Here is a 24,313-nt window from a genome sequence, read left to right as displayed (position 1 = left end):
TCGGCTGCGCCCGGCTGACGCCGGTCTTGAACGGGCGATTCGTCATAAGACGAATCTTACATCAGCTCGACCCGCCGATTCTTGCCCAGTCTCGAAGCGTATTCCGCCGTTCAGCGGTCCGAATACTGCAATACGCTTCGCTATTGCGTCCCGAGCCCGCCCCGACAGGGAAAAGCCCCGGCTGCCGCGTTCCGCCTCGGGCCCCGGGCCGGGACCTCGGGGCCGGGCCTTCAGGGAGGCCGGACCGGTGCAGCACACGCGCTGCACCGGTCGGAACACGGGCCGGGCGGCAGCCGGTCAGGCGAGCGGCTCGCTCTCCATGCCGCCGCGGGCGAGGAACTGCTCGAGCCAGTGGATGTGATAGCTGCCGTCGAGGATGTCCTTGTCGCGCACCAGCGCGCGGAACAGGGGCAGGGTGGTCTCGATGCCGTCGACGACGAACTCGTCGATGGCGCGGCGCAGCCGCATCAGGCATTCGGCGCGCGACTTGCCGTGGACGATCAGCTTGCCGAGCAGCGAGTCGTAATAGGGCGGGATGACGTAGCCCTGATAGGCCGCCGAATCGATGCGCACGCCCATGCCGCCGGGCGGATGGTAGTGCCGGATCTTGCCGGGCGAGGGCCGGAAGGACACCGGGTTCTCGGCGTTGATGCGGCACTCGATGGCGTGGCCGTGATAGGTCACGTCCTCCTGCCGCAGCGTCAGGCCGCCGCCGGCGGCGACGCGGATCTGCTCGAGGATCAGGTCGATGTCGGTGATCGCCTCGGTCACCGGATGCTCGACCTGGATGCGGGTGTTCATCTCGATGAAGTAGAACTCGCCGTCCTCGTACAGGAACTCGATCGTCCCGACGCCGAGATACTGGAGCTCCTGCATGGCCCGGGCGACGATGCCGCCGATCCGGTGGCGGGCCTCGGCGTTGAGCGCCGGGGAGGGGCTCTCCTCCCAGATCTTCTGGTGGCGGCGCTGCAGCGAGCAGTCGCGCTCGCCGAGATGGATGGCGTTGCCGCGGCCGTCGCCCAGCACCTGGAACTCGATGTGGCGCGGCTGCTCGAGATACTTCTCCATGTAGAGGGAGTCGTCGCCGAAGGCGGCCTTCGACTCGGCCCGCGCGGTGGCGAGCGCGATGCGCAGGTCCCCCTCGCTGCGGGCGACCTTCATGCCGCGGCCGCCGCCGCCGGCGGCCGCCTTCACCAGCACCGGGTAGCCGGTCTCGGCCGCGACGGCCTTCGCCTCCTCGTCCGACCCGATGGCGCCGTCGGAGCCCGGCACGCAGGGGATGCCGAGGCGCTTGGCCGTGCGCTTGGCCTCGATCTTGTCGCCCATCAGGCGGATGTGGGCGGGCTTCGGGCCGATGAAGTGCAGCCCGTGCTCCTCGAGAATCTCGGCGAAGCGGGCGTTCTCCGAGAGGAAGCCGTAGCCCGGATGCACGGCGTCGGCGCCGGTGATCTCGCAGGCGGCGAGCAGCGCCGGGATGTTGAGGTAGGAGTCCTTGGCGGGCGGCGGGCCGATGCACACGCTCTCGTCGGCGAGCCGGACATGCATGGCGTCGGCGTCGGCGGTCGAGTGCACCGCGACCGTCGCGATCCCCAGGTCCTTGCACGCGCGAAGGATGCGGAGCGCGATCTCCCCGCGATTGGCGATCAGGATTTTCTCGAACATCGCGGTCCCCGGGGCCCGCGTCATTCGATGATCATCAGGGGCTCGCCGAATTCGACCGGATGGCCGTCCTCGACGAGGATCTGGGTCACCGTCCCGGAGCGCGGCGCCGGGATCTGGTTCATGGTCTTCATCGCCTCGATGATCAGCACGGTCTCGCCGGCCTTCACATGGGAGCCGATGTCGACGAAGGGGCGCGCCTCGGGCTCGGGCGAGCGATAGGCGGTGCCGACCATCGGCGAGGTGACGACGCCCGGATGCTTGGACGGATCCATCGGCCCGTCGGCGACCGCGTAGACGCCCGGCACGGCACTCGGCGCCGACGGGGCGGCGGCCGGCACGGTCGCGGTCACCGCGACGCTCTGGCGGGCGACGCGCACGCGCAGGCCGGCGTGCTCGATCTCGATCTCGGTGAGATTGGTCTCGCCGAGGAGGCGCGCCAGCGTGCGCACGATCTCCTCGTTCACGGCACTGATGCCGGTCGCCGGCTCCGGCGTGTCCTTGTCGGCGGCTGTCACGTTCGACTCCCTTGACCTGCGAGACCCGCGAGGCCCGCGATGGCGAGCCCGTAGCCCTGCGGACCGAGCCCGCAGATCACCCCCTTGGCGACCTGCGACACGTACGACGTCCGGCGGAAGGGCTCGCGGGCGTGAATGTTGGTGAGGTGCACCTCGATCACCGGCACGGCCGTGGCCGCGATCGCGTCCAGGATGGCGACCGAGGTGTGGGTGTAGGCGGCGGCATTGAGGACGATCCCGGCGGCTCCGGCGCGGCCGGCCTCCTGGATCCAGGAGACGAGCTCCCCCTCGTGGTTGGACTGCAGGAAGGCAATGGCGAAGCCGTGGCGGTCGCCGGCCTCCCGGCACAGCGTCTCGACGTCGGCGAGGGTCGCGCGGCCGTACTTGTCCGGCTCGCGGGTGCCGAGCAGGTTCAGGTTTGGACCATTGATGACGTAGACGGTGGGCTTCATGCGGGTCCACCGGGGTCGAACGCACCCTCGGCGCCTTGTGAACGGGTGCGCGGCTCTCGTCCGGCGACCGTCTTATAGGGGCGGCGCGGCGGAAGGGGAAGCCTCCCGGACAGCCCGTCCGGTCGGCGCCGGCCGGCCGTCGCCCCGGAGTCCGGGTGCCTGCGACCCGATGTCCGGGCCGCGGCGGCCGACCTCACCGGTGCGCGAGGTTTTCCGCCTTTCGCGTGTCCGCAAAGCCGTTACACTGGTGCAAACCCGTACGGGCATGGTGGAGACGCTCCGCTCCCGTCCGGTCGAGCCGGACCGCCGAAGTCCGGGGCAACGACGTGCCCGCGTATTCTTGTTCGCGTTTTCTTGCTCGCGTCTTCTTGCGAAGGACATTGGCATGCACGACCAGACGGACCACGGATCGAGTTTCGCCGACCAGGCGATCGAGGACATCAAGAAGAGCGTCGACGAAGCGATCATTCAGACCGAGGATGCAATGGAGAAGATGGGCTACGACGTCTCCGCGGCCGCGCAGGTGACCGAAGACTATCGGGCCAAGGTCTTCGACTACATGCGGGGCAACGTGAATGCGGCGCTCGACTACGCCGCCAACCTGGCCGCCCTGAAGACGCCGGCCGACCTCGCCGGCCTGGTGGCGCGCGAGGGCGAGGCCACCCCCCAGGAGCTGTCGGCCGCCGCGACCGCGGCAGAGGAATACCGGCAGAAGATGTTCGGCTTCATGAAGGCCAACCTCAACTCGGCCCTCGACTACGCCCAGCAGCTGTCGAGCGTGAAGTCGCCGTCCGAGCTGGTCGAGCTGTCGACCAGCCACGCCCGCAAGCAGTTCGAGGCGATGACGGCGCAGTCCACCGAGCTCGGCCTGCTGGCCCAGCGGTTCGCCGCCTGGAACACCGACCCGTTCGCGGGATTCGCCAAGCTGTTCAACCCGCCGAAGCGCTGATCCGGAGCCCGGAGCGGGGCGCGCCGGCCGCCGTGGTGCCGGGCGGGCGCGCCTCGCCGCGCCCGTTCGCGCATCGGCCGGAGACCGCGGCCGGGGTTCGCGACCGCGAACCGCCGGACATGCCGGTCGGCCGCCACGGCGTCCATTGAACCATCGGCTCACCGGCCGGGGGACTTAAGGCCGTTGACTTTTTTGCGGTGCGGCTGGAACGTGAGGCCTGCCTTTACCACTCGTTTTTTTCCGATCGGACAGCGTAGCAATGTTCAAGCGGATCCTGATCGCCAACCGCGGCGAGATCGCGTGCCGGGTCATCAAGACGGCACGGCGGATGGGCATCGAGACCGTCGCCGTCTTTTCCGACGCCGACAAGGACGCGCTCCACGTCGAGATGGCGGACACGGCGGTCCATATCGGCCCGGCTCCGGCCGCGCAGAGCTACCTGGTCATCGAGAAGATCGTCGCCGCCTGCAAGCAGACCGGCGCCGAGGCGGTGCATCCCGGCTACGGCTTCCTGTCCGAGCGCGAGGCCTTCGCGGCGGCGCTCGCCGAGGCCGGCATCGTCTTCATCGGCCCGAACGCCCGCGCCATCGCCGCCATGGGCGACAAGATCGAATCGAAGAAGGCCGCGGCGGAGGCCGGCGTCTCCACCGTGCCGGGCTTCCTCGGCGTCATCGAGGACGACGCCCACGCCGTGAAGATCGCCGAGGAGATCGGCTATCCGGTGATGATCAAGGCCTCGGCCGGCGGCGGCGGCAAGGGCATGCGCATCGCCTACGACCGCTCCGAGGTGGCCGAGGGCTTCAACCGCTCCAGGTCGGAGGCGAAGTCCGCCTTCGGCGACGACCGCGTCTTCATCGAGAAGTTCATCGTCGACCCGCGCCACGTCGAGATCCAGGTGCTGGGCGACAAGCACGGCAACGTCATCCATCTCGGCGAGCGCGAGTGCTCGATCCAGCGCCGGAACCAGAAGGTGGTCGAGGAGGCGCCGTCGCCGCTGCTCGATGCCGAGACGCGCGCGAAGATGGGGGCCCAGGCGGTCGCGCTCGCCAAGGCGGTCGGCTACGACTCGGCCGGCACGGTGGAGTTCGTCGCCGGGCAGGACAAGAGCTTCTACTTCCTCGAGATGAACACCCGGCTGCAGGTCGAGCACCCGGTCACCGAGCTGATCACCGGCGTCGACCTCGTCGAGCAGATGATCCGGGTGGCCGCCGGCGAGCGGCTGTCGCTGACCCAGGACGACATTCGGATCTCCGGCTGGGCCGTGGAGAGCCGCGTCTACGCGGAAGACCCGTCGCGGAACTTCCTGCCGTCGATCGGCCGCGTGGTGCGGTTCCGCGCGCCGGTCGAGCGCGCCGCCGACGGTTTCGACCCGGTGACGGTGCGGGTCGACACCGGCGTCTACGAGGGCGGCGAGATCTCGCTCTACTACGACCCGCTGATCGCCAAGCTGATCACCCATGCCGGCACCCGCGCGGCGGCGATCGACGCGCAGGCGCGCGCCCTCGACAGCTTCTACGTCGAGGGCATCCGCCACAACATCCCGTTCCTCTCGACCCTGATGCAGCACGAGCGCTGGAAGGCCGGGCGGCTCTCCACCCGCTTCATCGCCGAGGAGTGGCCGGACGGCTTCCATCCGCTGCCGGCCGAGGGCGATCGCGCCAAGATCATCGCCGCCGTCGCGGCCGTGATGGAGTTCCAGACCACCGAGCGCAAGCGCCGGATCTCCGGGCAGATGAAGCACCCCCACGTGCCGGCCGACCGCCGCCGCATCGTGCTCGTGGGCGACCAGGAGATCGAGCTGGAGGTCGAGCGCGAGGGGCACGGCATCGACGTCCATTTCATCGAGGACGGGCGGCGCGGCCGCAAGCGCTACACCGAATCGACCTGGAAGCCGGGCGACGCCGTGTGGCTCGGCGTCATCGACGACGATCCGGTCGCCGTCCAGGTGCGCGACATCCCCAACGGCCACGTGATGACCCACCACGGCATCGAGGTGAAGGTCTACGTCTACAAGCCGTGGGAGGCCTTCGCGATCCGCCTGATGCCCGAGAAGGCCAAGGCCGACACCGGCAAGAAGGTGCTGTGCCCGATGCCGGGCCTCGTCATCTCGATCGACGTCGCGGCCGGCCAGGACATCAAGGCGGGCGAGACGCTGGCCGTGATCGAGGCGATGAAGATGGAGAACGTGCTGCGCGCCGAGCGCGACGGCACCGTCGCCAAGGTGCACGCCAAGAAGGGCGACAGCCTGCCGGTCGACGCCGTGATCCTGGAGTTCGCCTGAGCGGCGCGTCGGGGGTCGTGCGGTCCGGCCTGCCGCGACGGCCGGCCCGCGACGATGCCGTCTTGTCAGGCCGGTCGAAGATCGCCCACAATGCAATTATTGGTCGGCGGCCGTCGGGTTCGGCCGCCGTCGACGATGTGTCGTTGCGGAGCCCGATGGCCGGCCGCCGGCGGAATGCCGCCCCGATCGGGACGATGTGATCGCCACTGGCGTTGCGTGCGTATCGTCGCCGGACGCCGACCCGTTGTCGTCGGGACAGCATCTGGGGACGTGCACGATGAGCGACGTTGAGGCGGACGGTGCGAAGGCGAACGGCGCCAGCGCGGAAGGGACGAAGGCGGACGAGGCGAACCTGCAGGACTGGGTCGGGCGCACCGAGGAGGCGAGCGACCAGGCCTATCCGACGCCGGCGCGCGCGCTCGCCGCCACGCTCGACCAGGCCGGCGTCGACGCCGGGGTCGGCAAGCCGCTGCCCGAGCTGTGGCACTGGCTCTACTTCCTGCCGATCGTGCCGGCGGGCGAGATCGGTCCCGACGGCCACCCGAAGCGCGGCGGCTTCCTGCCGCCGATCGCGCTCGAACGGCGCATGTGGGCGAGCGGCCGCTACGTCTTCCACGACCGGGTGCGGGTCGGCGACGTGCTCCACAAGACGTCGAAGATCACCCGGATCGCCGAGAAGCAGGGCAACACCGGGCGGATGGTGTTCGTCACGGTGAAGCACACCGTGCGCTCCGGTCGCGGCCCCGCCGTGGAGGAGGAGCAGGACATCGTCTACCTGCCGATGCCGGCGGCCTTCACGCCGCCGCCGCCGACCCCGGCGCCGGAGAATCCGGCGTGGAGCGAGCCGGTGGCGCTCGATCCGGTGCTCCTGTTCCGCTTCTCGGCGCTCACCTTCAACGGCCACCGCATCCACTACGATCTGCCCTACGCCCGGGAGACGGAGAAGTATCCCGGCCTCGTGCTGCACGGGCCGCTGCAGGCGCTGCTGCTGCTCGAGGCGGCCCGGCGCCACGCCCCGGACCGCATGCCGGCCCGCTACACGTTCCGGGCCGTCTACCCGCTGTTCGGCCACGACCGCCTCACCCTGATGGGCGTCGCCCGCCCGGACGGCGGTCACGACCTCTTCACCGTGAACGGCGACGGCCATGTCGGGATGCAGGCCACGGTGGCGTGGGCGGCGAATGAGCGGTAAGCCGCTGCCGCGCGCCTCGTCTCCTCGTCGCCCTCCGGACCGCGCGCCGGCGCCGCGCAGGCGCGCGGGAGGGTGGATGACAGAACCCGGACCGTCCCCATGACCGACCGCCTCGAACGCTCCATCCTGATCGTCCCGGCCTCCAACTGGAGCATGATCCAGAAGGCCGCCGCCGCCCCAGCCGATGCCGTCTGCATCGACCTCGAGGACGCCGTCGCGCCGGCCGAGAAGGAGGCCGCCCGCGCCAATGTGGTGCGGGCCTTCCGCGAGCTCGACTTCGGCCGCAAGCTCCGCCAGTTCCGCATGAACGGGCTCGACACGAGCTTCGCCTATCGCGATCTCATCGAGGTGGTGGAGGAGGCGGGCGACCGCGTCGACCTCGTCGTCGTGCCCAAGGTGAGCCGCGCCGCCGACGTGCATTTCGTCGCCACGCTGCTCTCCCAGATCGAGGCCGCGATGGGCCTGTCGCGGCCGATCGGCATCGAGGCGCTGATCGAGACGGCGCTCGGCGCCGTCGACATCCGCGACATCGCCGCCGCGTCGCCGCGGCTCGAGGCGCTGATCTACGGGGCCGGCGACTACGCCGCCTCGGTGTGGATGCCGATGGCCTCGATCGGCGAGCCGGACGAGCACGACGCGCTCTATCCGGGCCACCGCTGGCACCACATCATGCACACCATCGTCAGCGCGGCGCGCGCCTTCGACAAGCGGGCGATCGACAGCCCGTTCGCCGGCATCCGCGACCCCGAGGGCTTCGCCAAGGCCTGCCGCATCGCTCGCGCCATGGGGTTCGACGGCAAGTGGTGCATCCATCCGGGCCAGATCGCCACCGTCAACGACACCTTCGTGCCGCCCGAGAAGGAGCTGACCTGGGCGATCCGGGTGCTCGACGCGTGGGCGGAGGCGAGCCGCCAGGGCCACGGCGCCATCAGCCTCGACGGCCGCATGGTCGACGTCGCCTCGATCCGCATGTCGCAGACGATCGTCGCGCGCGCGAAGCTCGCGGGATTGCTGCCGGAGTAGGGCGTTGCCGCTGACGGGGCGGCAGACTCCGTTTCAACTCTCCCCTGCGGGGAGAGGTCGCCGCGCGGAACGCGCGGCGGGTGAGGGGGTGCCCACGCCGGCGCCTTGACCCCTCACCCCGGTCGCGAGCTGCGCTCGCGCCCGACCCTCTCCCCTCGGGAGAGGGTCCGAGCGGGTGTTCGTACGAGTTCAAGCGGGGAAACGCCATGGTCAAGGTGCTGGAAGGAATGCGGGTCGTCGAAGGGTCGGCGTTCGTGGCGGTGCCGTTCGCCGGCATGACGCTGGCCCAGCTCGGCGCCGACGTGATCCGGTTCGACCGCATCCGCGGCGGCCTCGACTATCACCGCTGGCCGGTCACCAGGGACAACCACAGCCTGTTCTGGGCGGGCCTCAACAAGGGCAAGCGCTCGCTCGCCGTCGACATGGCGACGCCGCGCGGCCAGGAGATCGTCACCCGGCTGATCTGCGAGCCGGGACCGGACCGCGGCATGTTCCTGACCAATCTGCGGGTGCGCGGCTGGATGGACTACGAGTCCCTGAGGAAGCACCGCGAGGACCTGATCATGGTCTCGCTGCTCGGCGACCGGCACGGCGGCCCGGCGGTCGACTACACGGTCAATCCGGCGGTCGGCTTTCCCTCCGCCACCGGGCCGGAGGGCTCGCAGGACCCGGTCTGCCACGTGCTGCCGGCCTGGGACCTGATCACCGGCCAGAAGGCGGCGCTCGGCCTGATGGCGGCGGAGCGCCACCGCCGCATCACCGGCCAGGGCCAGCTCGTCGAGCTCGCCCTCAAGGACGTCGCGCTCGCCACGCTCGGCCATCTCGGCATCATCGGCGAGGTGCAGGTCAACGGCTTCGACCGGCCGCGCTACGGCAACGCCCTCTACGGCGCCTACGGCCAGGACTTCGAGACCGCCGACGGCCGCCGCGTGATGATCGTCGCGCTCACCAACCGCCAGTGGGACGGGCTGCGGCACACGACGGGACTGCACGAGGAGTTCGACGATCTCGGCGTGCGGCTCGGCCTGCGGCTGTCGCGCGAGGGCGACCGCTTCAAGGCCCGCAAGGAGATCACCGAGATCCTGGCGCCCTGGTTCCGCGAGCGCTGCGTCGAGGACTTCGCCGCCGCGCTCGACGAGCACGGCGTCACCTGGTCGGTGTTCCGCTCGTTCCGCCAGGTGATCGAGGAGGATCCGGACTGCTCGACCGCGAATCCCATGTTCTCGCGGCTCGATCAGCCGGGCATCGGCGAGTATCTGGTGCCGGGCACGCCGTTCGACTTCTCGGCGCTCGACCGCGAGCCGCCGCGCCGCGCCTCGCGGCTCGGCGAGCACACCGACGAGATCCTCGCCGAGATCGGCTACCCCGACCACGAGATCGCCTGGCTGCACGACCATCACATCGTCGCCGGGCCGAAGGGGTAGGGCACGGTCGCGTGCCCCGGACAAGGCGCGTCGGGCCGCAGGCCGGACGCGCCGCAGAGCCGGGGCCCAGGGGCGGCACGTGGGAGCATCCGACAGTCACGTCGCCTGATCGCCCTGGGTCCCGGTTCGCGGCGCGTCGCGCCGCGCCCGGGACACGAGCCCCCTCCAGGGGGAGGTGAAACAGTTCCTCGCCTCGGCCCCCCGTTGCCATCGCGTCCCGCCCTCGCCATGGTGCGGCCGCCATGCGAATCCTCGTCGTCGTCGCGCATTATTTCCGCCACCGGGAGGGCGCCGACCTGGTCGGCGGGCTCGGCAGCGGCCGCGCCCCCTTCGCCAAGATCGCCGCCCTCAACGCCCAGCTCGTCGCGCTGCACCGGCATGTCGGGCCGCGCCGCGCGTCGCTCGATCCGGACGATCCGCAGGGGCAGGGCGGCGCCGCCCACGCCCTCGACGTCGTGATCGTCACCCAGCCGGGCGCCAATCTGCTCGACTATGTCGGCCTCGCACCGCCGTCCTTCACGGTCGAGCCCGCCGACGTCGAGCCGATGATGCTCGCCTTCGAGGCGCAGCGGATCATGCGCGAGCGCGCCGGGGCCTACGACGTCTACGCCTACATGGAGGACGACCTGATCGTCGACGACCCGGCCTTCTTCGACAAGATCGCCTGGTTCGCCGAGACGTTCGGGCCGACGAGCGTGCTGCTGCCGGTGCGCTACGAGATGGGCTGGACCGGCACGCCCGCCAAGGTGGCGATCGACGGGAAGCTGTCGCGCGAGGGGCTGGCGCCGTTCCGGCGGCCCGGCCTCGCCCCCGCCCTGACCGGCACCTGGAACGGGCAGGCCAAGGGCTTCCGGCTGCCCGGCAATCCGCATGCCGGCTGCTTCGCCGTCACCGCCGCGCAGCTCGCCCACTGGATGGCGCAGCCTTCGTTCTACGACCGCGACGCCTCCTGGGGCGATCCGCTGGTCAGCGCCGCGACGCTGGCGCCCGGCAAGGTGTTCGGCCTCTACAAGCCGGCCGCCCCCGACCCGTGGTTCCTCGGCATCGAGCATTTCGGCACCCGCTACGCCTCGATCGTCGCGCCGGAGGGCGAGCGCTACGGCGAGCCGCCGCTGCTCGCCCTCGTCGAGGCGGCGAGCCGCGACGGCACCGCGGCGCTCGCCGACATCGCGGAACGGACCGGCATGCGCGGCGACACCATCAACGCCCTGATCGCCGAGGCCGGCGAGCTGCGCTGGCGGCTCGCGCGGCTGGAGCGGTCGCGCTCGGCCCTGTTCAAGGCACTGCTGCGGGCGCTGTTCGCCCGGACTGGTCCGGCGGCCCGGTAGCGTCGTCCGGCGGCCCGGCCAGCAGCCCGGCGGGCGCCGCAGGGCGGCGGAACCGGCCGCGCGGCGGCGGCGTTCGCCCGGTGGAGCCGCGCCGGGGCGCGCCGACCGGAGACCGTGATGAGCCAGCAGCAGCCCGCCCAGAAGCAGGACCGCCAGCCCGGCCGCGAGGCCGAGATGACGCCGCGGCCCGACTACGCGCCGCTGTTCCCGGGCGTCGGCCGGCTCGAAGGCCGGGTGGCGCTGATCTCCGGCGGCGACAGCGGCATCGGCCGCGCCGTGGCGGTCGCCATGGCCAACGAGGGGGCCGACGTCGCCATCGCCTATCTGGACGAGCACGAGGACGCCGCCGAGACGGCGCGCGCCGTCGAGGCCGAGGGGCGGCGCTGCCTCACGATCGCGGGCGACATCGGCGATCCGGGCTTCTGCCGCCATGCGGTGGAAAAGACCGTGCAGGAGCTCGGCCGGCTCGACATCCTGGTCAACAACGCGGCCGAGCAGCACGAGATCGAGGACTTCGCCGCGATCGATCCGGTCCAGATCGAGCGCACCTTCCGCACCAACATCTTCGGCATGTTCTTCCTCACCAAGGAGGCGCTGAAGCATCTCGGCGAGGGCGCCGCGATCGTCAACACCACCTCGGTGACGGCCTACAAGGGCCACAAGACGCTGATCGACTACGCCGCGACCAAGGGCGCCATCGTGTCCTTCACGCGTTCGATGGCGCAGGCGCTCGCCGAGAAGCAGATCCGCGTCAACGCGGTGGCGCCGGGGCCGATCTGGACGCCACTGATCCCGGCGTCGTTCGAGCCCGAGAAGGTGGCGAAGCACGGCGGCTCGGTGCCGCTCGGCCGTGTCGGCCAGCCCAACGAGGTGGCGAGCTGCTACGTGTTCCTGGCGAGCCGGGACGCCGGCTACATCACCGGCCAGGTGATCCACCCCAACGGCGGCACGCCGGTCGAGTCGTGAGGGTCGTCCGCGGCCCGTCTCCGTCGCCTGACCGGGGCCGGTTAAGGCGCCGTTGAGCACGATCGGGATTAGGCGTGACGTCGTAGCTCCGTGCGGCCGCGTGTGGAAACGCCCGGACACGAAGGCGAAACAATCTCCGGCACCGCCCGGCCGGAGCGCCGGCCCGCCGTCGCGGCGTCTCCGGGGCTGCGGTCATTAACCGTGCCTTCAGACGTGCACGATGTACTGGCGACGGGTGGACGTCGCGGGTTTGCGTAAACGGGCATGGTAAGCGTTCCGTCACTGATCGACGAGCTGGAGCGGACGCTGAGCAGCGGCTCGAGCGTGCAGCGTGCCGACATCCTGCGTCGCGTCAGCGACCTGTTCCTGATGAACGTCGAGTCCTACACCGAGGACCATGTCGCGGTGTTCGACGACGTGATGTGCCACCTGATCGACACGATCGAGCGCAGCGCGCTGATCCGGCTGTCGAAGCAGCTCGCGCCGTCGCCCAGCGCGCCGATCCGGACCGTCCATCGGCTCGCCGAGGACGACGACATCGAGATCGCCCGGCCGCTGCTCGAGCGCTCGAAGATCCTCTCCGACGAGTTCCTGATCGAGCTCGCCCGCACCAAGAGCCAGGCGCATCTCGCCGCCATCGCGGGCCGCGAGAGCCTGACCGAGCGGGTCACCGACGTGCTGGTCGAGCACGGCGACGATGAGGTCACGCTCAAGGTCACGGGCAATCACGGCGCCCGCTTCTCGCGGCCGGGCTTCATGAAGGTCGCCGAGAAGGCGCAGTCCGACGGGCGCCTCGCCGAGCTGTTCGTCGCCCGCGCCGACATTCCGCCCGACGTCTTCCAGCACCTGCTGCGCAAGGCGACCGAGGTGGTGAAGAACCGGCTCCTCAAGAACGCCGATTCCGAGATGCGGGTGCGCATCACCCGCACCCTCGCCGACATCGCCACCGAGGTGGCGCGCGAGCGCGCCCAGCTCGACAAGGACACGAGCTACTCGCCCGGCACCGTGCTGCATCTCGACGCCGAGAAGCTGAAGTCCAAGATCGGCGATCTCGCCCGCGCCGGCAAGCGCACCGAGACCATCGAGGCGCTGGCGGCGCTCAGCAAGCTGCCGGTGCCGACCGTCAAGAACGTGATGCGCCAGGGCGCCACCGACGGGCTGCTGATCCTGTGCAAGTCGGTCGCGCTCGGCTGGCCGGACGTGAAGCGCGTGCTGGCGACGGTCGGCAACATCGAGAGCGAGGCCGAGACCCGCAAGGCGTTCGAGCGCTACGTCGCCCTCACCGCCGAGACGGCCAACCGGGTGCTGCGCTTCGTCAAGTCGTGCAAGGCGATCTCCAAGGCCGACTTCCAGCGCATGCTGTGACGCCGCATGCGGCGGCCGAGCAGGCCTGTGGTAGAAGGAGCGGCCCGGCGGCCGCCTCCGGCCGGCCAGACGTGTCGACCCTTCCGCTGCCATGACGCTCTATTTCGCCTACGGATCCAACATGAGCCGCGCGCTGATGCGGCGGCGCTGCCCCACCGCGCAGGAGATCGGGCGGGCCGTCCTGCCCGGCGTCCGCCTGCTGATCAACGACGACGGCTACGCCACCCTGGTGCCGGCCGCCGGCGGCCGCATCGAGGGCGTCCTGTGGCGCCTCGCGCCGCGCGACCGCGCCGCCCTGAACGCCTACGAGCGCACCGATGTCGGCCTCTACCGCGCCGTCGCCATGACGGTGCGGGCGGCGGGCGGCCGTCACTGCCGCGCGCTCGTCTACGTCGCGCGCTCGCGCCGCGCCGGACGGCCACGGCCCGGCTACATGGCGCTGGTGGTGGGGGCGGCCCGCGAGGTCGGCCTGCCGGAGCCCTATGTGGCGGCGCTCGCCCGCATCGCCCCGACGGGCTTCACCGGCGCGCGGCCGCGCGAGATCGGGGAGATCGCGTGAGCGGCGCGGCGACCGTCGTCCGGCTCCTGCTGGTGCGCGGCCGCGTCCAGGGCGTCGGCTATCGCGGCTGGGCCGAGGGCGAGGCGACCCGCCGCGGCCTGGAGGGCTGGGTGCGCAACCGGGTCGGCGGCGCGGTCGAGATCCTGGTCGCCGGGCCGCCGGGGCTGGTCGACGACTTCGTCGCCGCCTGCCGGCGCGGTCCGTTCCGGGCCCGCGTCGACGACATCGCCGTCGATGCGGCGAGCCCCCGCTGGCTCGAGCAGCGCCGCCCGGGCGAGCTGTTCTCGGTGCTGTCGACGATGTGAGATCGGCCGTCAGTCGCCGAAATCGCGCGCCGGCGCGGACATCTCGGGCGGCGCGCCGGGCAGGGGGCGGACCGGGCCGAACACCGTCTCGAATTCGGCCTTCAGCAGCGTGTCGACCTCCGGCATCTCGACCAGATGGCCGAGGTCCCACAGGCTGGTGACGCCGTAGCGCGGATCGGCGATGCCGCACGGCACGATGCCGCCGAAATGCGATAGGTCGGGGTCGACGTTGAGGCTGATGCCGTGCAGGCTCACCCAGCGCTTCAGCCGCACCCCGATGGCGGCGATCTTGTCCTCGCGGCCGTCGCCGCGCTCCGGCCGCGCCACCCAGACGCCGACCCGGCCGTCGCGGGTCTCGCCGCGGATGTTGAGGCGGGCGAGGGTGCCGACGATCCACGCCTCCAGCGACGCCACGAACCAGCGCACGTCGGGCTTCCGCCGGCGCAGATCGAGCATCACATAGGCCACCCGCTGCCCCGGCCCGTGATAGGTGAACTGGCCGCCGCGCCCGGCCGGATACACCGGGAAGCGGCTGTCCAGCAGGTCGGCGGCCCGCGCGCTGGTGCCGGCCGTGTAGAGCGGCGGATGCTCCAGTAGCCAGACCAGCTCGGGCGCCGTGCCGGCCGCGATGGCGGCGACCCGCGCCTCCATGGCGGCGAGCGCGGCGGGATAGTCGACCGGCGCATCGGAGATGCGCCATTCGACCGGCGCGAGCGCCGCGGCGGCGACGGCAGGCGCGTCGGCGGGGGGATCGGTGACGGGGGCCGCGGGGAGGGCGATGTTAATCACCTGCTAACCATACCTGTGGTGTTGTCTGCGCCGGGGAAGGCGCAGGGGGATTTTTCGCGGTGGCCACGCTCGACACGGTCTCGCTCGATATCGCGGTGGTTCTGGGGTCGACCGTGATGCCGGTCCACCAGGTGCTGCGGCTCGGCCGCGGCGCCATCATCGAGCTGGACAGCAAGGAGAACGACTCCGTCAAGATCCTGGTCAACAACCACCCCGTCGCCGAGGGCGCCGTGGTGGTCTCGGGCAGCCGGATCGGGGTCGAGGTCCGCCGCATGCTGCCGCGCGCGCCCGAGTACAGATAGGCCGCCCAGTCCGTCCCCGCGACGGATCGCCCGCGACCTCGGTCGCGGCGCATCTCGCCCCTTCAGGACAGCCACGCCCGATCCAACGCTCGCCTCCGCGCGCGACGTCCCCGCGCGCGACGTCGGAGGCATGCGTCCGACGACCGGCGCGATGTCGGTCGGGCCCTGCGGGGCAAGCTCTGATCTCTTCGATTGTTCAGAAGCTTCTCTCGCCCTGTTGAAGCCGGCCATGAAGCCGGCGGCGAGGAATGGTGCGGTCGAGAGGACTCGAACCTCCACGGGTCGCCCCACTAGCACCTCAAGCTAGCGCGTCTACCAGTTCCGCCACGACCGCATCAGGAAGTATCAATGCCGGCCGGTGACGGCGCGGGCATCGAGGCGACGGCGAGGGTGTAACAAATCGATGATGCCGGGACAAGACCGGCGAACCCCCGAAAAACGGGAATTCACGGCTGCGATGCGGGCCGGCGGCGGGCCGGATCCGGGGCCGGCGGAGAATCGCCCGGCCGCGCCGGCCGGGCGATTCGATGGAGGTCCGGCGCGGGCGTCCGGTCCGGCTTCGGTCGGGCGGGCCTCAGCCGCGGCGGCCGCCGCTGCGGCCGGCCCAGCGGGCGCGGCCGCTGGCCTTGTGGGCATGGCGGGAGCGTCCGCCGCCATGGGCGAAGCGCAGGCCGTGCTCGCTGCCGCCCCAGCTGATGTGGACGTGGCCAGCGCGGCCGTAGTCGGTGGTGTAGCCGCCGGCCCAGCCCTGCAGCATCCGGTAGATGCAGCCCGGATTGCCGCGCATGTCGATGGCGCGGCCCGAGGCGTGCAGCGACATCCGTCCGGTGCCGGCGACCCGGGTGTGGCGCACGCCGCTGATCACCCGCGCCCCGCAGGCCGCCGAGATCTCAGCCGCCTTCTGGGCGAGCGGGGCGACGATGCCGCCCAGGCGCGGCGTCCGCGCCCCGTCGGCGCGGTGGACCGCCGGGGCCGGCATCCCCTCGAAGCCGGGTGCCGTCTGGATCTCGGGTCCGGTCGAGCCGTTCGGCGCGACCGCCGGCGCATAGGCGTAGGCCTGCATCGCCCGGGCGCGGGCGAAGGCGCGCCGCTCGGCCCGCGTCGCCGCCTGGTGCGTCCGCGCGCGGACGTGGCGGTGTGCCCTGTGGCGGGTCGCCTTGGCGGCATGGCGGCCGGCCGCAGGGTGGCGGGCGTCGTGGGCATGGGAGGAATGGGCGTGGACCGAATGGCTGCGCGCCTTATGGGGACGGGCCATGGCGGCGGCCGGCAGCGCGACGACGACGGCGGCGACGAGCGCGGTACTCCAGAACTTCGTCATTCAGGGCCTCGATGATGGGCGTAGCGGCGGCTCCGCGCCGGCCGCCGACGGCCCGCGCAGGCGCGGCGTCGCAGCGGCGATGGTCTCGGCGGAGAGCTGGGCCGGTCGGCACCAAGTCGAACGTTGTTGTTGATGCCGACCATGGGATTCGTCGGTCAGCATTGGCGAGACGAGCGAACGGTCATCGGCTCGGCGACGACGTGGCTCGGCGCAGAGTTCTGACTCCGGGCACGTTCGTTTCTTGACCAGAATCCGACGATTCTGCGTTCTGCGGTCACGTCCTGTTAAAAATTGTTTCCATGTAGAAGAAGGAGTTTCACGTAACGGTCGAATAACTCGAAAAGTCGAGCGAAGCGCGCGAGCGCCGCGCGCCCGCACCGGCCCGCGGCGGGATCCGTCGGCCGGACATGGAAATGGCCGGGATCCGGCCCGGCCATTCGAGGGTGTCGTCGCAACCGGCGCCCGGCGCCGCGTGGCTCACGGAATCCCGGAGCGCGGCAGGCTCGAGGTGGAGAACGGCCAGCGGCCGAGCAGGCCGCGCACCGTGCCGGTCGGCTCCGCCGCGGCCGGGACCGGGGTCGGAGCCGTGGGGGCGAGCGAGACCGGGGCGGCGGCCGGCGCGGTCGCCGGGGCCCGCGGGGTCGGCTGCGGCTTCAGCGCGGCGACGCGCGGGCCGGCCGGCGGACGCGCCTCGCCGGGGCCGAACACCGGCACGGGCGGCAGCAGCGCGGCATGGCCGGCGGTGCCGAGCACCGGGCTCGCCGGCGCGAAGTCCTGGTCGTGGCCGAAGCTGCCCATGCTCGGGACCGGCAGGACGGACGGCTCGGTCGCGGCGCGGCCGGCCGCCCCGTCGTCGGTCCCGCGCGGCCACACCGGCACGGGCGGCAGCGGCACGGCGCCGCCACGCGTCCGGAAGCTGCGCACGCGCGAGCGGGCCAGGACGGGCGACGGGCCGAGCGCGTCGATCACGCCGATGCTCTGCGGGTCGTAGGTCGGCAGGATCGGGTCGGCGAGCAGCATCTCGATGGTGAAGCGCGGCGACGGCCAGGAGCCGCCGTTGCGGCCGGCGCTCGCCGTGCGGCGTCCCATCCACTGCTCGGGCGTGGTCGCGGTCTTGGGCAGGTCGGGGCTCGCCGGCACCACGTGGACGATCCTGTAGCCGCGCGCCTTCAGCTCCTTGAGCAGGCCGGGCAGGGCCAGCACGGTCGCCGGCTGGATGTCGTGCAGCAGGAGCACGCCGCGGCCGCGCGCCTCGATGCGCTCGAGCGCCCGCTTCATCACCTCGTTCGCCGGGATGCGCTTCCAGTCGTCGGCCGGGAAGTCGGCGCTCCAGGTCATCAGGCCGCGCGAGATGAGCGCCTGCTCGACCTCGTCGCGCCGCAGCAGGCCGGGGATGCGGAAGAACGGCGCCACCGCGGCGCGATCGCCCAGCGCGCCGCCGGCATTGGCGATACCGCCCTCGATCTCCGCCTCGGCCTGGCCGATCGGCATCTTGTGGAAGGTGAGGGGATGGCTGTTGCTGTGCGTGCCGATCGTGTGCCCCTCGGCCTGCATGCGGCGCACGATGCTCGGATAGGCATGCGCCATCTTGCCGACGAGGAAGTACGTCACCTTCACGCATTCCGACGCCAGGATGTCGAGGACCCGGTTCGAGTAAGGCGGGATCGGCCCGTCGTCGAACGTGATCACCACCTCCTTCGGCTCGAGCGGCAGCGACTCGCGATACTGCATCACGCCGATGCGGGGATGCTCCATCGGATCGACCACGAGGGTGCGGCTGGTGCCGAGCGCGTCCGGATTGCCCGGGCACCGGGCTGCCGGTGCAGCCGCGGGGCCGGCGGCGTGTGCCGGCACGATGCCGGCCGCCGCCAGGAGCGACAGCACAACCGAGGATGCGATCAATGACGGACCACCAGCGCGCAACCGGCGCATGACCTGCCCCTTCCCCCGATCACTCGGACTACAAACGTTTTTTTCCCACAGCCACGTGGGATTGGGTACCGGCGAAACGGTAAGATATCGTGTACGGATGATGAAATCGTGGCCGTGTGCCTTTGCTGCATCAGGGCGGCGCGCTGGCCGTCCGGAGCCGCGGCGGGACCACGTGGACGACCCGGAACCCGCGTGATTTCAACGCTCTGAGGAAGGCCGGCAGCATCTGGACGGTCTGCAGCCGCGGATCGTGGAAGAGCAGAATTCCCCCCCGCGAGGAGTCCAGCCGCGCCATCACCAGGTCGAGCTGCTGGCCCGGAGTCATGTCGTTCCAGTCGCTCGCCCACAGGTCGGCGCCGAACACGACGATGCCGCGCTGCTGCAGCCGGTCGAGCAGGGCGGGCGTCGTGGCGAAGCCGGGGAAGCGGAAGAACGGCGTCGTCGGCCGCTCGCCGGCGCGGCCGTGGAGAACGCTCTCCACGGCGGCGAAGCCGTGGTCGATCTCGCGCTCGGCGGCCGCCGGCGTCATGCGGTCGAGCAGCGGATGCCCGAACGTGTGGTGGGCCACCGTGTGGCCCTCGGCGGCGATGCGGCGGGTGAGGGCGGGGTGCGCCAGCGCGTGCTTGCCGAGCACGAAGAAGCTCGCCCGCACGCATTCGCGTCGGAGCGCGTCGAGCACCGCGTCGGTGCGCCCGGGACGCGGCCCGTCGTCGAAGGTGAGCACCACCTCCATGTCGGCGAGCGGCAACGTCGTGGGGAAATGCTTGCGGCCGACCCGCGGCGTCTCGGCCGGATCGACGGTCAGGACGCGGGCGGTGCCGAGCGCATCGGCGCGGCCCGGGCAGGCGGCCCCGGCCGGCGCGGCGGGCTCCGCTCGCGACGGAGTGGCCGCGACCGCCAGAAGCAGGGCCGCGAGGAGCATCGAGGTGTGGCGAATCAAGCGTTTCTCCCGGCTCCCGGCTCCCGGCGCACCCGGCGGCGACGGCGCCAGGGCGGAGCGACCCGCGGCGCGGCAGCGGATCGCCGCACCGTCATACTGGCGTCGCGGGGGATTTGCCACCTCTCGACCCCGCGCGTAAAAGCCGAACGGGTCGCCCCTCCGACGAGCGTGCGGCTCAATCGCGAGAATCGTGATGCTGGACCAGCCCGAGACGACCACCGAGGCGGGGGCCGCCGCGCTGCGCGACGAGGACGGCGCGCTGCGCGCCGACTTCGTCGCGCGGGTGAGCGATGCCGTCGAGGCGGCGGAGGCCGACACGCTGCGCCGGCTGGTCGGCGATCTGCACGAGGCGGACGTCGGCGACCTCCTGGAGGCGCTCGATCCGGAGCTGCGGCCGCGGCTGATCGCCCTGATGGGCGCTGATTTCGATTTCACCGCGCTGGTCGAGGTCGACGACACGGTCCGCGAGGAGATTCTCGACGAGCTGCCGCCGCAGGCCGTCGCCGAGGGCGTCCGGGATCTCGATTCCGACGACGCCGTCTACATCCTCGAGGACCTGCCGAAGGACGAGCAGGACGAGATCCTCGAGCAGCTTCCCTCGCTCGACCGCCGCGCCCTGGAGCGCAGCCTGCAGTTCCCGGAAAATTCCGCCGGGCGCAGGATGCAGTCCGAATACGTCGCGGTGCCGCCGTCCTGGACGGTCGGACACACGATCGACTATCTGCGCGACGACGAGGAGCTGCCCGAGCGCTTCTTCGAGATCCACGTGGTCGACGGCGACTACAAGCTGCTCGGCACGGTCGCGCTCGACATGCTCCTGCGCACCCGCCGGCCGAACCGCATCTCCGAGCTGATGGACGCCGGCCGCCGCCGCGTCCGCGCCACCGACGACCTGGAGGAGGTGGCGCGCCTGTTCGAGCGCTACAACCTGATCGCGGCGCCGGTCGTCGACGACGAGGACCGGCTGGTCGGCGTGGTCACGGTCGACGACGTCGTCGACGTGATCGAGGAGGAGGCCGAGAAGGACATCAAGGCGCTCGGCGGCGTCGGCGGCGACGAGGAGCTGTCCGACTCGGTGTGGACGATCGCGCGCGGCCGCTTCAACTGGCTGCTCGTCAATCTCGCCACCGCCTTCCTGGCCTCGTCCGTGCTCGGCCTGTTCGAGGGCGAGCTGCAGAAGATGGTGGCGCTCGCCGTGCTCGCCCCGATCGTCGCCAGCCAGGGCGGCAACGCCGCGACCCAGACCATGACGGTGGCGGTGCGGGCGCTGGCGACCCGCGAGCTGCACGACGGCAACGCCATGCGGATCGTGCTGCGCGAACTCCTGGTCGGCGTGGTCAACGGCCTCGCCTTCGCGGTGATCACCGGGGTCGCGGCGGCGGCGTGGTTCAGGACCGCCGATCTCGGCATCGTGATCGGGCTGGCGATGATCTGCAACCTGGTGGCGGCGGCGCTCGGCGGCATACTCGTTCCGCTCGTCGTCGACCGCTTCAGGCTCGATCCGGCGGTGTCGTCCGGCGTCTTCGTCACCACCATCACGGACGTGGTCGGTTTTTTCGCGTTTCTCGGCATCGCGAGCCTGTGGTTCGGGCTGCACTGAAGGAGGATCCGGCCGGTCCTTTTCAGATAACGCCGCACGAACACCACCGAAGCGGGCTATGCTGACCAAGTTTTAACTCGCCGTCTGCTAGCAAGACGAGTCGTAAAGACCGCCGAAGGTGGCTTCATGGGTCCCGCTGACAACAGCGGACGGAATGGATCGACGGGTTCGGATCAGCGCTCCGCGGATGCGCCGCGCGCAACGGCGCCGCGTGCCTGGTCGCGGGCCGCCCGGCCGGTGTCGAGTTCGCTTCTGGCGCTGTCGGCGGCGCTCGCCTGCGGCCTCGTCTCGGTGGCGGCCGTGCTCTATCTCGTCGTGCGGCCGGACGAGACCGTGGCGATCGAGCGGACGCGGGCGAGCGTCACCCGGGCCTTCGCCGAGTTCCGCACCGTGTTCGGCGACGCGGCGCTGCGCCGTGCCCACGCGATCGCCGCCGCCGGCGCCTCTGACGTCATCCCGGTCGACGTCGAGCAGCACCTGGCACCGACCGGTCTGCCGCGATTCCGCCACCGCTGGGCCTATCTGATCCGCCGCGACGGCACCCTCGCGGCGGCGTTCCCGCCCGACACGCGGCAGGTTCCGGCGCCTCTCGTTTCGATCATCGAAACATTCCGCACCGACCCGGCGGCGGGCCGCACGCGCTCGCGCGCCGAGGCCGCTCTCGTCGACCGCGCCGTCCCGGTCCACACCGAGATCGTGCTGATCGAGCAGCAGCCCGCCGTCGCGGCGCTGGCGCCGGTCGGCGGGGCTTCGGTGGGCAGCGCGGCCCTGACCCTGGTGCTGGCGACGGCGCTAGACCAGACGATCGTCGCCGAGGTCGGCGAGACCGCGGGGGTGCCGAACCTGCGCTTCGAGACCGATCCCGGCCAGACGCGGGGGCCCACCCATTCGCAGACGGATTCGCGCGGCCGCATCGTCGGCTGGTTCGGCTGGGACCCGCCCGCGGAGGCGCACGGTCCGAGCTGGCTGTGGCTGCTGCCGGTGCTCGGCGGGCTGGCGTTCCTGGGCTTCGCCGGCCTGTCGCTGCATCAGATCCGCCGCGCCGCCGGCGGGCTCGAGCAGATCGAGGTCGAGCTGCGCCGGATCGCCCAGGAGGACCCGCTCACCGGGATGCCGAACCGGCGCAAGATCATCGCCGCCCTCGGCGCCGCCCTGAAGGCGCGCAAGCCCGACGAGAGCGTCGCCTTCGTCTGCCTCGACCTCGACGCCTTCAAGGAGGTCAACGAGGTGCTCGGCCACGACATCGGCGACCGGCTGATCGCCGAGGCCTCCGAGCGGCTGCGCGCCGCCCTGCCGGAGGCGGCCGAGATCGGCCGCATCGACGGCGACGAGTTCGCCGTGGTGATGACGGTGCGCAACGGCGCCGCCGCGGTCGAGGCCGCCGACACCTGCGCCCGCCGGCTCGCCGTGCCGTTCGACATCCGCGACCAGACCATCCACGTGACGGCGAGCGTCGGGCTCACGCTGGCGCCGCGCGACGGCGAGAGCGCCCACGAGCTGATCCGCCGCGCCGACCTCGCGGCGCGCTCCGCCAAGAAGGCCGGCCGCGGCCGCATCCTCGCCTTCCACCACGGGCTCGAGGACGAGATCAACGAGCGCCGCTTCATCGAGCAGGAGCTCCGCCATGCCCTCGCCGACGGCGTCCTGTCGGTGTTCTACCAGCCGATCGTCGCCGGCGACGGCCTGCGCATGGTGGGGGCCGAGGCGCTGGTGCGCTGGAAGCATCCGGTGCGCGGCAACATCCCGCCGAGCGTCTTCGTCGCCGTCGCCGAGCAGGCCGGTCTGATGATCGAGCTCGGCGAGTTCGTGCTGCGGCGGGCGCTCGCCGACGCGCGCGACTGGCCGGAGCTGTTCATCGCCATCAACCTGTCGCCCATCCAGGTGCGCGACCGCGGCCTGGTGCGCACCGTCGCCGGGGCGCTCGGCGATTCCGGCATCGAGCCGTCCCGGGTGGTGCTGGAGATCACCGAGGGCGTCCTCATCGACAATCCCGAGGAGGCCAAGCAGCGCCTCAAGGAGCTGCGCGGGCTCGGCGTCAAGATCGCCCTCGACGACTTCGGCTCCGGCTATTCCAGCCTCAGCTATCTGCGCCGGCTGCCCATCGACAAGCTCAAGATCGACAAGGAGTTCGTCTCGCCGCTCGGGCGCTCCGCCAATGGCGGCGTGATCCTGCAGGCGATCGTGGCGCTCGGCCGCGCCCTCGGCCTCTCGGTGCTGGCCGAAGGCGTCGAGACCGAGGAGCAGCGTCTGCTCCTGCGCCTCGCCGGCTGCGACGAGATGCAGGGCTATCTGTTCGCCCGCCCGATGCCGGCCTCGGCCTTCCTGGACGTGACCCGCCGCGGCATCGTGCTGGCCGGACCGCCCGCGGCGGACGACGGCGAGGACTTCGTCAACGGCGTCGATCCGTGAGGTGAGCCGGCCGGACGGTCGGGCTTTCCCGGAAGGCGCTTGCGTCGCGGCGGCGATCCGCTCACCCTCGCGCGCCGGCCGTCCAGACCGGCACCGTCCTCCGGGCGCTGCACGAGGTCGTGCAGGCCGCACGACCAGGAGGCGGGACAAATTTTTCGGGGAGAGACGCATGCAGGTGGTGGAGGCGAACGGCGCCCGGATTCCGGCCATCGGGCTCGGGACCATGACGCTCAAGGGCGACACGTGCGTCGAGATCGTGTCGGCCGCGCTCGGGCTCGGCTACCGCCATCTCGACACGGCGCAGATGTACGGCAACGAGGCCGAGGTGGGGCAGGGCCTGAAGGCCTCCGGCATTCCGCGCGCGGACGTCTTCCTCACCACCAAGGTCTGGCACAGCAATCTGGCGCCTGCGGACGTCGAGCGCACCTTCGACGAGAGCCTGCGGAAGCTCGACCTGCCGTTCGTCGATCTGCTGTTGATCCACTGGCCGAACGCCGCCGTGCCGCTCGCCGACACGGTCGGCGCGCTGTGCCGGGTGGCGGCCGACGGGCGCGCCCGCCACGTCGGCGTCGCCAACTTCACCGCTGCCATGGTCGAGGAGGCGGTTCGGCTCGCGACCGTGCCGCTGGTGACGAACCAGATCGAGGTGCACCCCTATATCGACCAGCGGCGGCTGATCGAGACCTGCCGGCGGCACGGGCTGTCGGTGACGGCCTATTGCCCGCTCGCCCGCGGCGGCGTGCCGTCCGACCCGGTGCTGCAGCGCATCGGCGCCGCCCACCGCAAGACCGCCTCCCAGGTGGCGCTGCGCTGGCTGGTGCAGCAGGGGCTGGTCGCCATCCCGCGCACCGGCAACGTCGCCCGGCTGCCGGAGAACCTCGCGGTGTTCGACTTCACCTTGACGGACGAGGAGATGGGCGAGATCGCCGCGCTGCGCCGTCCGGACGGCCGCCTCGTCAGCCCGCCGCACGCGCCGCGCTGGGACACCTGATCCGAACCGGT

21 protein-coding genes and 1 tRNA gene are annotated in these 24,313 nt (G+C 71.5%); 14 read left to right on the top strand and 8 right to left on the bottom strand.

Going from position 1 to position 24,313, the window contains the following annotated elements:
- Nucleotides 1-297: 297 nt before the first annotated feature.
- From accC to aroQ, 3 genes are read right to left on the bottom strand one after another with little or no spacing between them, the layout of a single operon-like run.
- The gene (gene accC, locus J2S22_RS23225) at nt 298-1,662 is read right to left on the bottom strand and encodes an acetyl-CoA carboxylase biotin carboxylase subunit (protein ID WP_272780844.1); all 1,365 of its coding nucleotides are present in this window, start codon (nt 1,660-1,662) and stop codon (nt 298-300) included.
- Nucleotides 1,663-1,682: 20 nt separating this feature from the next.
- Nucleotides 1,683-2,177 carry an acetyl-CoA carboxylase biotin carboxyl carrier protein gene (accB, locus tag J2S22_RS23220; RefSeq protein WP_272780845.1) on the bottom strand — a complete coding sequence of 165 codons (495 nt, stop codon included), beginning with the start codon at nt 2,175-2,177 and terminating at the stop codon, nt 1,683-1,685.
- Nucleotides 2,174-2,629 carry a type II 3-dehydroquinate dehydratase gene (gene aroQ / locus J2S22_RS23215; protein ID WP_272780846.1) on the bottom strand — a complete coding sequence of 152 codons (456 nt, stop codon included), beginning with the start codon at nt 2,627-2,629 and terminating at the stop codon, nt 2,174-2,176. The genes accB and aroQ overlap by 4 nt, the downstream gene beginning before the upstream one ends.
- Before the next feature lie 385 nt (nt 2,630-3,014).
- Here aroQ and J2S22_RS23210 point away from each other — a divergent pair, with 385 nt between their 5' ends.
- The 10 genes from J2S22_RS23210 (at nt 3,015) to J2S22_RS23165 (ending at nt 14,021) form a co-directional block, all read left to right on the top strand.
- Nucleotides 3,015-3,578, top strand: a complete 564-nt coding sequence (locus J2S22_RS23210) for a phasin family protein (protein ID WP_272780847.1) — start codon at nt 3,015-3,017, stop codon at nt 3,576-3,578.
- A gap of 259 nt (nt 3,579-3,837) precedes the next feature.
- Nucleotides 3,838-5,859, top strand: a complete 2,022-nt coding sequence (locus J2S22_RS23205; RefSeq protein ID WP_272780848.1) for an acetyl-CoA carboxylase biotin carboxylase subunit — start codon at nt 3,838-3,840, stop codon at nt 5,857-5,859.
- Nucleotides 5,860-6,136: 277 nt separating this feature from the next.
- Complete coding sequence (locus J2S22_RS23200; protein ID WP_272780849.1) at nt 6,137-7,051, top strand: HTD2 family dehydratase; 915 nt, start codon at nt 6,137-6,139, stop codon at nt 7,049-7,051.
- A gap of 99 nt (nt 7,052-7,150) precedes the next feature.
- The gene (locus J2S22_RS23195; protein WP_272780850.1) at nt 7,151-8,074 is read left to right on the top strand and encodes an HpcH/HpaI aldolase/citrate lyase family protein; all 924 of its coding nucleotides are present in this window, start codon (nt 7,151-7,153) and stop codon (nt 8,072-8,074) included.
- Nucleotides 8,075-8,280: 206 nt separating this feature from the next.
- Entirely contained in the window at nt 8,281-9,498 is a 1,218-nt protein-coding gene (locus J2S22_RS23190; RefSeq protein WP_272778652.1) for a CoA transferase, read from the top strand.
- A 242-nt stretch (nt 9,499-9,740) separates the two neighbouring features.
- Entirely contained in the window at nt 9,741-10,826 is a 1,086-nt protein-coding gene (locus J2S22_RS23185; protein WP_272778651.1) for a hypothetical protein, read from the top strand.
- 117 nt (nt 10,827-10,943) lie between these two features.
- On the top strand, nt 10,944-11,792 hold the full coding sequence (locus J2S22_RS23180; protein ID WP_272778650.1) for an SDR family oxidoreductase: 849 nt from the start codon (nt 10,944-10,946) through the stop codon (nt 11,790-11,792).
- Between the two features lie 264 nt (nt 11,793-12,056).
- Nucleotides 12,057-13,157 (top strand): DUF2336 domain-containing protein, encoded by a 1,101-nt coding sequence (locus tag J2S22_RS23175; RefSeq protein WP_272778649.1) that lies wholly within the window; start codon nt 12,057-12,059, stop codon nt 13,155-13,157.
- Between the two features lie 91 nt (nt 13,158-13,248).
- Nucleotides 13,249-13,716: a gamma-glutamylcyclotransferase family protein gene (locus J2S22_RS23170; protein WP_272778648.1), complete on the top strand. Its 468-nt coding sequence runs from the start codon at nt 13,249-13,251 to the stop codon at nt 13,714-13,716.
- Nucleotides 13,713-14,021 (top strand): acylphosphatase, encoded by a 309-nt coding sequence (locus J2S22_RS23165; protein WP_272778647.1) that lies wholly within the window; start codon nt 13,713-13,715, stop codon nt 14,019-14,021. Before J2S22_RS23170 ends, J2S22_RS23165 begins: the two co-directional genes overlap by 4 nt.
- A 9-nt stretch (nt 14,022-14,030) precedes the next feature.
- Here the strand turns inward: J2S22_RS23165 and lipB are convergent, their stop codons facing one another.
- On the bottom strand, nt 14,031-14,801 hold the full coding sequence (gene lipB / locus J2S22_RS23160) for a lipoyl(octanoyl) transferase LipB (RefSeq protein WP_370878244.1): 771 nt from the start codon (nt 14,799-14,801) through the stop codon (nt 14,031-14,033).
- A 68-nt stretch (nt 14,802-14,869) separates the two neighbouring features.
- Between lipB and J2S22_RS23155 the strand changes: the two genes are divergently transcribed.
- Nucleotides 14,870-15,112: a FliM/FliN family flagellar motor switch protein gene (locus J2S22_RS23155; RefSeq protein WP_272778645.1), complete on the top strand. Its 243-nt coding sequence runs from the start codon at nt 14,870-14,872 to the stop codon at nt 15,110-15,112.
- Nucleotides 15,113-15,361: 249 nt separating this feature from the next.
- Here the strand turns inward: J2S22_RS23155 and J2S22_RS23150 are convergent.
- From J2S22_RS23150 to J2S22_RS23135, 4 genes are all read right to left on the bottom strand, one after another.
- Nucleotides 15,362-15,446, bottom strand: a tRNA-Leu gene (locus J2S22_RS23150).
- Between the two features lie 240 nt (nt 15,447-15,686).
- Nucleotides 15,687-16,430: a hypothetical protein gene (locus J2S22_RS23145; protein WP_272778644.1), complete on the bottom strand. Its 744-nt coding sequence runs from the start codon at nt 16,428-16,430 to the stop codon at nt 15,687-15,689.
- A gap of 477 nt (nt 16,431-16,907) precedes the next feature.
- Nucleotides 16,908-18,332, bottom strand: a complete 1,425-nt coding sequence (locus tag J2S22_RS23140; protein ID WP_284701689.1) for a polysaccharide deacetylase family protein — start codon at nt 18,330-18,332, stop codon at nt 16,908-16,910.
- A gap of 160 nt (nt 18,333-18,492) precedes the next feature.
- Nucleotides 18,493-19,284 (bottom strand): polysaccharide deacetylase family protein, encoded by a 792-nt coding sequence (locus J2S22_RS23135; protein ID WP_272778656.1) that lies wholly within the window; start codon nt 19,282-19,284, stop codon nt 18,493-18,495.
- A gap of 211 nt (nt 19,285-19,495) precedes the next feature.
- Between J2S22_RS23135 and mgtE the strand changes: the two genes are divergently transcribed.
- From mgtE to J2S22_RS23120, 3 genes are all read left to right on the top strand, one after another.
- Nucleotides 19,496-20,902 carry a magnesium transporter gene (mgtE, locus tag J2S22_RS23130; protein ID WP_272778643.1) on the top strand — a complete coding sequence of 469 codons (1,407 nt, stop codon included), beginning with the start codon at nt 19,496-19,498 and terminating at the stop codon, nt 20,900-20,902.
- 237 nt (nt 20,903-21,139) lie between these two features.
- Complete coding sequence (locus J2S22_RS23125) at nt 21,140-23,311, top strand: putative bifunctional diguanylate cyclase/phosphodiesterase (RefSeq protein ID WP_272778642.1); 2,172 nt, start codon at nt 21,140-21,142, stop codon at nt 23,309-23,311.
- A 169-nt stretch (nt 23,312-23,480) separates the two neighbouring features.
- Entirely contained in the window at nt 23,481-24,302 is an 822-nt protein-coding gene (locus J2S22_RS23120) for an aldo/keto reductase (RefSeq protein ID WP_272778641.1), read from the top strand.
- The last annotated feature ends 11 nt before the right edge of the window (nt 24,303-24,313 follow it).

The organism is Rhodoplanes tepidamans (genome assembly GCF_030813915.1).
Taxonomy (GTDB): Bacteria; Pseudomonadota; Alphaproteobacteria; order Rhizobiales; family Xanthobacteraceae; genus Rhodoplanes; species Rhodoplanes tepidamans.
The sequence above is the reverse complement of the archived record's forward strand: the minus strand, read 5'-3'. Positions and strand labels throughout refer to the sequence as shown.

Bases quoted from the DNA above. Each gene is read 5' to 3' on its own strand.
- J2S22_RS23205 (WP_272780848.1), top strand. From the start codon at position 3,838: ATGTTCAAGCGGATCCTGATCGCCAACCGCGGCGAGATCGCGTGCCGG.
- accC (WP_272780844.1), bottom strand. From the start codon at position 1,662: ATGTTCGAGAAAATCCTGATCGCCAATCGCGGGGAGATCGCGCTCCGC.
- mgtE (WP_272778643.1), top strand. From the start codon at position 19,496: ATGCTGGACCAGCCCGAGACGACCACCGAGGCGGGGGCCGCCGCGCTG.
- J2S22_RS23185 (WP_272778651.1), top strand. From the start codon at position 9,741: ATGCGAATCCTCGTCGTCGTCGCGCATTATTTCCGCCACCGGGAGGGC.
- J2S22_RS23210 (WP_272780847.1), top strand. From the start codon at position 3,015: ATGCACGACCAGACGGACCACGGATCGAGTTTCGCCGACCAGGCGATC.
- J2S22_RS23175 (WP_272778649.1), top strand. From the start codon at position 12,057: ATGGTAAGCGTTCCGTCACTGATCGACGAGCTGGAGCGGACGCTGAGC.
- J2S22_RS23195 (WP_272780850.1), top strand. From the start codon at position 7,151: ATGACCGACCGCCTCGAACGCTCCATCCTGATCGTCCCGGCCTCCAAC.
- J2S22_RS23180 (WP_272778650.1), top strand. From the start codon at position 10,944: ATGAGCCAGCAGCAGCCCGCCCAGAAGCAGGACCGCCAGCCCGGCCGC.
- J2S22_RS23200 (WP_272780849.1), top strand. From the start codon at position 6,137: ATGAGCGACGTTGAGGCGGACGGTGCGAAGGCGAACGGCGCCAGCGCG.
- J2S22_RS23145 (WP_272778644.1), bottom strand. From the start codon at position 16,430: ATGACGAAGTTCTGGAGTACCGCGCTCGTCGCCGCCGTCGTCGTCGCG.
- aroQ (WP_272780846.1), bottom strand. From the start codon at position 2,629: ATGAAGCCCACCGTCTACGTCATCAATGGTCCAAACCTGAACCTGCTC.
- J2S22_RS23135 (WP_272778656.1), bottom strand. From the start codon at position 19,284: ATGCTCCTCGCGGCCCTGCTTCTGGCGGTCGCGGCCACTCCGTCGCGA.
- J2S22_RS23190 (WP_272778652.1), top strand. From the start codon at position 8,281: ATGGTCAAGGTGCTGGAAGGAATGCGGGTCGTCGAAGGGTCGGCGTTC.
- J2S22_RS23120 (WP_272778641.1), top strand. From the start codon at position 23,481: ATGCAGGTGGTGGAGGCGAACGGCGCCCGGATTCCGGCCATCGGGCTC.
- J2S22_RS23170 (WP_272778648.1), top strand. From the start codon at position 13,249: ATGACGCTCTATTTCGCCTACGGATCCAACATGAGCCGCGCGCTGATG.